The organism is Sulfurovum sp., assembly GCF_041551015.1.
Classification (GTDB): domain Bacteria; phylum Campylobacterota; class Campylobacteria; order Campylobacterales; family Sulfurovaceae; genus Sulfurovum.
In genome coordinates this window covers 1-7,622 of the sequence record NZ_JBFENQ010000084.1, presented here as the reverse complement: position 1 = coordinate 7,622, position 7,622 = coordinate 1, and the positions used below count along the sequence as shown (strand labels likewise).

Sequence of the window (7,622 nt, the reverse complement as noted above, 5' to 3'; positions counted from 1 at the left end):
TCATATCCCATCGCAAAGTTTAAGTTATTGTGTGTATCAAATAGTGTAAAGTGCTCTTTAAAGCTTTCATCAGGCAGGATAAGTACTATCTTTTCCGGGCTTATACCAGAACATACCATCTGTTCTATCTGGACAAAAGCAACAGCTATCTGTTCTTGTCGTTCTTCCACAGAAAAAACGTTAGCATTGATCTTTGTTCTATTGGGATGAGCAGTAAGTATTTTTTTATTTGTTAGATCAAAACTGACATGTGCATGATTTGGTAAAATAATTCCCAATGCTTCAAAACGTTCTTGCATCTTCACATTAAATGGACTGGTTGTATAGTGTATGATCAGCTCTGTCTTTTTTGCAATTTTTTCAATAAGTTCCAACTCAAAGTGGCTCAAATACCCTTCAAGATGTATCTCTATACTTTCATAGCCTTGTAAAAATCCTTCATTGAGTCTATATGCACTTGGGATAAACGCTTTATCTGTAAACCCTTGTGTCTCAAGTAACTCTCTATAGTTTTCAAAAAGCTGTTCGAGTATACCAAGATGCGTTTCGAACTCTGCATACGCATCTGCCTGTACTAAAGTATCAAAGCTTATCTGTTCAGCAGCTAACTCTTCAAAAAATTTAAATAGAGCATCACTCTTGGTAAAAAACTTGACCAACTCAATATTCAATTTCAAGTCTTTAAAAGCTTGAAAACTCGCAGCTTTCCGTAAAAGAAGAATACGTTGTAGTGGATCTATCTGAACCTTATCTTCCAGAAGAATAGCACGCTGTTCAAATTCATCCATACGCATAAGTGCCGGTAAAAAACCATCGTGTTCTTTATGTTCAGAACTCACTGTTCTTAATGCTCGTGATGTTGGATAAATATGGAGTTGATTCATGGTGAGTAGTATAGCATAGAGTAGAAGATAAAAAAGAAAAATCTGTCAATATGACAGATAAAAACTAAGACAAGGATCAGCCTTGTCTTAAAGGTTTACATTTTATGGTTTGAGATAGGCAGCTACTTCAGAATATCCCATCGTATCACCGACTTCAGCTCTAAGTTGTAATGTATACCTACCGGCTTTAGTGATATTCACATCTTTGATCTGATACTTTCCATCCACATAAGGGACATTTAGGAAAAATTTATCTTCTGTTCTGCTATGAGGCTGCGTAAGTAAAAATGTTACATTTGCATCAGAAACTTTTGTACCATTTTTGGCAACCACTTCATAGGTAAATACATTGGCTCCCTGTGATAATTTCACTGGGTTTAACTGAGGACGATTACTGTTCACATTATCTGTCATCACCATCGTTTCTACATCTACTATATTGATATTATATGCTTGATCAAAGGCTATTTTTTTCTCCATGATCTGATTGATATTCATATCAGCCATTTGGTATTTGAGCATGAATTGATTTGACTCTTGTACTGGCATGGACGAAGCTGACTTTACAGTCCAGTAACTTAAAGTAAGACCTATGGTAAGAAAACCAAGTATCATGTGCGGCCAATAAGTTCTTTCATTATTTTTTGCCATTTTTAATCCTCATATATATTGGTCTAATTGCAAACATCCAAAGTACTAATAGGGAACCGATGTAAACAAAAATGCTTAACCCCCAAACCATATAACGTGTCTCATTGGGTATCGTTTTTGTAAGTTCTATCCCTTTTGACTCTGCAATACCTTCTGCCAGTTCTGAAAATGCCTGTATTACACCAATGTTATGTTTATCTTCATCCGAATTACTGTCTTTAGAAGAAACTACATCCACTGCTGCATCTCTAACTGCATTATAGTCATATAAACTGCGAACATAGTCAGATGAGGGAATCAATCCTACTCTACCTTTTGTTTCCAATTCTTCTGTAATACGTGCTTGTGGTGCAAATATAAATAAGACATAAGGCTTGCTCATATGCGCTTCATACTTCTTGCTATACTCTACCAAGTTAAAACCTACAGGGAAGTGTTCATTGGTTGCTATCACGTATCCATTGATGCCCGTTTTTGAAAAAAGTTCATCACCTATTTCATTAATAAGTTGTGAAGCTTCAATTTTTAAAATGTCATCTTTGAGTATATGTGTAGCGTTTAGAAGAAGTGGAAGTGCCAAAGCAAGCAAGGTTGCCCTTACTTTTGCTTTGAACATGTTTTATCCTACAAATAAAAGGTTGCCACTGAATGACAAATATAATGCTGCTATTGCTGAAAATGCCATACATGCTATAAGTACTTTATCCATATATTTAATCATTATTTATCCTTTTTCGCATCTATAAATGCAAATTGCTTATTTTCTACAGAAATCATCTTGAGATTGTTTATATCTCTGATCGCTGTTGGGTCATAAGGCTTTACCGCTGCATGTCTTTGTGCAACGATAGTCATTAGCATCAATGTAATAAGAATTACTAATAAACCTACGATTGAGATCAAAATTCCTGCGATTCCATTCAATCCAAATACACTTCTTTTTGTATTTTCTGCCATATTAAACTCCTTAGTTTGACAATGACTGAACATATACAGTCAAAGCTTTCTCTTGCACTGGCGTAATAAGTGTTTTAAATGATGGCATTTTACCGATCATACCCTTTTTACCATTTTGCAATGTATGACTCATCAATGCCGCATCATAAGATACAAGGTTTGGTGACATACCATTGTTACCTTGACCATCTATTCCGTGACATGAACTACAAGCTGCAAATGATGCAGGTTGAGGACCTCTCATACCACTAGCCACATATGCTGCAATCTCTTCAGCTTGCTCACCCTGAGCCATACCAGCAGGCATCGCACCCATAGGGTAACCTAATTGGTTTGAACCATTGTTGATCACATCTAATATTTGATCTTTTGTCATTCTAGCAGTGAAATCATGTGCTTTACCAGAAAGACCATCACCTGTAGTACCATGACACTGAGCACACTGAACTAAATAGATAGACTCTCCCATCTCTTTAAGCGTTGCAGCATCTGCATTTTTGTGTGTCGCTTCAAACTTCTTATTATAAGCTAAAACTTCTTCATTGTACTCACCGATTTGACTGTAGGCATTCACAGGGTAACCTATTAATCCATACCACATAGACCAAATGAAAAGTGCTAAAAATGAATATGCCCAACCTGAAGGCAGTTCATTCTTATACTCACCAATTCCATCCCAATTCTCTTCTGCAAGTTCACCACTTGCTGTATCAGTTTTTATCTGGTTAATATATTTAACCGCAACCGCTGCAGTGATCGTTGCAACTGCAATAGCACCACCCATTGTTATCGCAGTCATATCATCAGCAAAGACATTCATATCTAGGCTCATTACCGCTGCAATCGTTGCTATAATTAATATAGCTGCAAATGCCAATGCTTTTATCATTAATGCATTCATTTATTATCCTCCTTATATTCTCGTTCAGACGCGGGTTTATCTTCTACAGGTGTACTTGTAACTTCATCATCAAGTGCAATATTCCCGTATTTTTCATAATCACGCTCACCTTTTTTTTCACTTCTGTACAAGTGTATAATATACCCGTACAACATCACTACCAAAAAAATGGTCATAAAGAAACTGGCATAGCCTTGAAGATCCCTAATGTCCATTCTGTCTCACTTATTTCAAACTGTTAAGGTAAGCAATCAATGCTACGATTTCAGGTACTTGACCATTCGCAACTGCTTCTTTAACATCTTTATTTTTCATATCATCAGCGATAGCTTTTGCATCTGCAAGAACTTTTGGTCTGTGTGCTTCCCATGCAGCTCTAGTTCTTTTAAACTCAGGACCGTATGGTGTATGAAATGCATTTTTAACTGTTACCGCTTCTGCATATGCAGTTTCGATGTCAGCTACATTTGTAAACATATGTTTATATGCCGGCATAATAGAACCTGGAACGATTTCAGCAGGTGCCATCATGTGATTTTCGTGCCAATCTGTTGTTCTATAGTTTCCGATACGGTGTAAGTCCGGACCTGTTCTTTTAGAACCCCAAAGGAATGGTCTGTCATACGCGTACTCACCAGAAAGCGAGTAATCACCATAACGGTCTGTCTCAGACTTAAACGGACGAATAAGCTGTGAGTGACATGACATACAGTTGTCTTTAATATAAAGATTTTTACCTGCAAGTTCAAGAACTGTACGAGGTTTTAAATCAACTACAGGCCTTGCGGCCTTTGCAAAGTTTGGAACGATCTCAATAAGCCCTGCAAATGCGATAACAATCGAAATCGCCGAAGCGAAGAAGAATGGATTTTTTTCTAACCAATGAAACATAATACCTACCCCCTTATGCCATAGGTGTTCTAAACTGTGGTTCTTCTGTAATCTCTCTCGAAGAAGTCATAGTTTTGATCATATTGTAAGCGAACATTAGGAACCCAACAAGGTACATAACACCAGCAACTGTTCTTATCGCATAGTATGGGTGTAATACATTTACTGTATCGATGAAGCTATACATCAAATTACCATACTCATCTACTGCTCTCCACATCATACCCTGTGTAATACCTGCGATCCACATAGATGTAAAGTAAAGAACAACAGCTGTTGTTTGAAGCCAGAATTGTGTCTCCATAAGTTTTTTAGAGTAAATTTCTCTTTTAAACATACGTGGAGCCATATGGAACAATGAAGCCATAACCATAAATACAACCCAACCAAGAACACCATCATGAACGTGTCCAGGAATCCAGTCTGTAAAGTGCGCAATTGCATTTACTGATTTGATCGCTTGAATAGGACCTTCAATTGTTGACAACATATAGAATGTTGATGCAAGAACCATAAATTTGATCAATGGATTGTCTGTTAACTGATTCCACTCACCTTTCATCGTAAGGAGCATGTTAATTGCTGAACCCCATGATGGTAAGATAAGTACTACAGAGAACGCAGAACCCATTGTTTGCATCCAATCTGGAACGGTTGACCATAATAGGTGGTGTGAACCAGCCCAAAGGTAAACGAACATCAATCCCCAGAAAGAAAGTAAAGAAAGCTTATATGAATAAATCGCTTGTCCAGACTCTTTTGGAAGGAAGTAATAGATCATACCAACGATAGGTACAGTAAATCCAAACGCAACCGCGTTATGTCCATACCACCATTGTACTAGTGCATCATTTGTTCCAGAATACATAGATACTGAGTGTGTGATAGCACCAAGACCTTCAGTTGCGAAGTAAGTAGGGATTGACATATTGTTGAACAAGTACAACATAGCAATACCAAGAAAACATGCAAGATAGTACCATACAGAGATATAAAGTGCTTTTTCTCTTCGGATTCCGATAAGTCCCATCATAGATAGTCCCCATAAAACCCAGATAACAACGATCACAAGGTCAATAAACCACTCAAATTGTGCATACTCTTTACCAGAAGAAATACCCAATAATAGAGTAATTGTCGCTAGTAGTGCTCCTACAAAATAAAGCCAAAAGTGTATCTTACTGATAACCATGATGAACTTTGATTCTGCCATAGAAACTTTAAGTACTCTTTGACCTATATAATACCATGTAGCAAAAATAGCACTTACTGTAAATCCAAATACCACTACATTTGTATGAATTGGTCTCAGTCTTGAGAACGTTCCATATTCACCCAGTAGATAGTTTAATTCAGGAAATGCCATTTGTGCGGCAATAATTGTACCAACTAACATACCTAAAAATCCAAACAAAATTGTTGTATATGTGAACAACTTTGCTATAGAATAATCATATTCCAATGCTGCGTTTGATTGCATGCATACCCCCTTGTATTAATTCTATGCTGTAAAATTACAACACTCAATAATAATTATAATACTATTTGATTATAAGTGTACTTAAATAATATTATAATAATTTTATTTGGGGGAAAAGGTGACATGTGACGTAAATACAAGTGTAGTTAAAACATTAAAAAGAGTAATTTTATCCTGATTTTACTATCAAATTTATTGATTTTTTTAGGAGTAATATACTCTTAAATATGCTACAAAAAGAGAAGATATTTATTTAAACCAGCTTTTTATAGTAGTCCAGATTCCAGTTTCTATACCTTTGTCTTCGTTGTCCAACTCAACAAACCGGTCGCATCCGGCTTTCAGCCCAACATCACAACCTTTTTTGTAAAATTCTTTTTCTTTTACTCTACTTTTCTCGACACCAAAACCACCACGATAGATAATCGCTACATTAAAACATGCATCACCGCTTTTTAAATCACAGGCTTTTTCATAAAACTCTCTTGATTTTACATCATCGGGTCTTACATCATGACCATCACGATAGATCGTTCCCATCGTCTCACAGGCAAACTTTACATCCCGGGAACATGATTTTTCAAGGTATTCCCTAGCAATTCTATAGTTTTGATTTTTATAATAATTCTTACCCATCATGTCACAACCTCGCGTTTCATCTAATAGGCAAGCCTTACGCATATAACTAAGACCCTCTTCTCTTATATCTTGTACTTTTTCATTTTCTCCCGTGATCATAGGTAAACCATACATATAACATGCTGTTGCATTATTCTCGTAGCAAGCAACTTTTAAATCAACTGTCTCAGATGCCAAAAGTGTCCCAAGTGTAAACAGTGTCAATGAAATCAATATTTTAAACATTTATTTACCTTCTCTCTTTTCTTTATCTCTTTTCATAGCTTCAACAAGAATACTATTTTCTTCTTCCATCTCTTTAAAAGCATCAGCTAGTCTTTTTTTCATTGTTTCTTCATCAAGATTTTCATGCAAAGCTGATTCATAGTGCTTCTTAAAATCTACATAAGGAGTAACACCTGATGATAGTATCATTTTAAAATCTATATTTGGAAAATACTTCTCCCACTCTTGCATAGCTGTTTTAACTACTTTTTTGTTATTAAAGTATGTTACACCCACTACTATCTGCATCGCAATTACAAGAAGTATGATATAAAAAACAATAGCTTGTGCTATACCCAATGCTTTAAATGCTGTTGGGTTGAATACAGCTGCATACATAGCAAAAGGTAAAATGATAAAAGCAAGTTTGATCCAATTACTACTTAATCCCCCAAAAATTGCGTTGTTATGAATAAGTCTTTTTTTAATCTTGTGGTTTTTTTCTTTGAAGACACTCTCTAAAATAGTTTTAAGTGCATAATGTTGTTCTTGCATGATCTTTCCTTGAAATATAGCTGTGAAAGTGTAGTAGTTTTTTTATAAACTAGAGATTAATAGCAGGAAAACCTGCTATTAGGGATATTACTATAGATGATGTTTAACATATTCATCGATACTAAGTAGTATGATGATACCTAAAAAAGCAGCATTTATCTTCCAAAAAATAGAACGCGCATCTGTAAGTTTGAACTCTTTTTTAAGCAGTTTTATCGATGTCAAAAATGCCCATACACCTAATGCAATAGAAAGAGCAATGGTAATATTGGAGTATACATTAAATGTATAGACCAGGAATACACCGGCTTGAATAGTCAGCATTAACCATACAAAAGTAAGTCTTTGTAGAGTACCCTCACCAAAGAGACGCATCGCTGTTGGGTAGCCACCATCCTTATAGTCACCATGAAAGAGCATCACAAGTAACCAAAAATGTGGTACTTGCCAAATGAAATAG

At 35.9% G+C, this 7,622-nt stretch carries 10 protein-coding genes and 1 pseudogene; all 11 read right to left on the bottom strand.

From position 1 onward, the window contains the following. A pseudogene (locus ABZC96_RS06620) lies at positions 1 to 884 on the bottom strand (PD-(D/E)XK nuclease family protein); the annotation flags it as partial. 102 nt (positions 885 to 986) lie between these two features. Then, positions 987 to 1,535 carry a FixH family protein gene (locus tag ABZC96_RS06615; protein ID WP_373029945.1) on the bottom strand — a complete coding sequence of 183 codons (549 nt, stop codon included), beginning with the start codon at positions 1,533 to 1,535 and terminating at the stop codon, positions 987 to 989. Beyond that, positions 1,522 to 2,151: a hypothetical protein gene (locus tag ABZC96_RS06610; protein ID WP_373029943.1), complete on the bottom strand. Its 630-nt coding sequence runs from the start codon at positions 2,149 to 2,151 to the stop codon at positions 1,522 to 1,524. Before ABZC96_RS06610 ends, ABZC96_RS06615 begins: the two co-directional genes overlap by 14 nt. 104 nt (positions 2,152 to 2,255) lie before the next feature. Next, on the bottom strand, positions 2,256 to 2,492 hold the full coding sequence (locus tag ABZC96_RS06605) for a DUF4006 family protein (protein ID WP_373029941.1): 237 nt from the start codon (positions 2,490 to 2,492) through the stop codon (positions 2,256 to 2,258). 10 nt (positions 2,493 to 2,502) lie between these two features. Continuing rightward, positions 2,503 to 3,393, bottom strand: coding sequence for a c-type cytochrome (locus ABZC96_RS06600; RefSeq protein WP_373029940.1), 891 nt, complete (start codon positions 3,391 to 3,393; stop codon positions 2,503 to 2,505). Continuing rightward, a complete protein-coding gene (locus ABZC96_RS06595; protein WP_373029938.1) occupies positions 3,390 to 3,608 on the bottom strand; it encodes a cytochrome c oxidase, cbb3-type, CcoQ subunit in 219 nt (72 codons plus the stop codon). Before ABZC96_RS06595 ends, ABZC96_RS06600 begins: the two co-directional genes overlap by 4 nt. 10 nt (positions 3,609 to 3,618) lie before the next feature. Beyond that, entirely contained in the window at positions 3,619 to 4,284 is a 666-nt protein-coding gene (gene ccoO, locus ABZC96_RS06590; RefSeq protein WP_373029937.1) for a cytochrome-c oxidase, cbb3-type subunit II, read from the bottom strand. Positions 4,285 to 4,297: 13 nt separating this feature from the next. Beyond that, positions 4,298 to 5,764, bottom strand: coding sequence for a cytochrome-c oxidase, cbb3-type subunit I (gene ccoN / locus ABZC96_RS06585; RefSeq protein ID WP_373029936.1), 1,467 nt, complete (start codon positions 5,762 to 5,764; stop codon positions 4,298 to 4,300). Positions 5,765 to 6,013: 249 nt separating this feature from the next. Continuing rightward, positions 6,014 to 6,628, bottom strand: coding sequence for a tetratricopeptide repeat protein (locus tag ABZC96_RS06580; RefSeq protein WP_373029935.1), 615 nt, complete (start codon positions 6,626 to 6,628; stop codon positions 6,014 to 6,016). After that, the gene (locus ABZC96_RS06575) at positions 6,629 to 7,162 is read right to left on the bottom strand and encodes a hypothetical protein (protein ID WP_373029933.1); all 534 of its coding nucleotides are present in this window, start codon (positions 7,160 to 7,162) and stop codon (positions 6,629 to 6,631) included. 90 nt (positions 7,163 to 7,252) lie between these two features. After that, a partial coding sequence (locus ABZC96_RS06570) for a hypothetical protein (RefSeq protein ID WP_373029932.1) occupies positions 7,253 to 7,622 on the bottom strand: 370 nt, incomplete at its 5' end.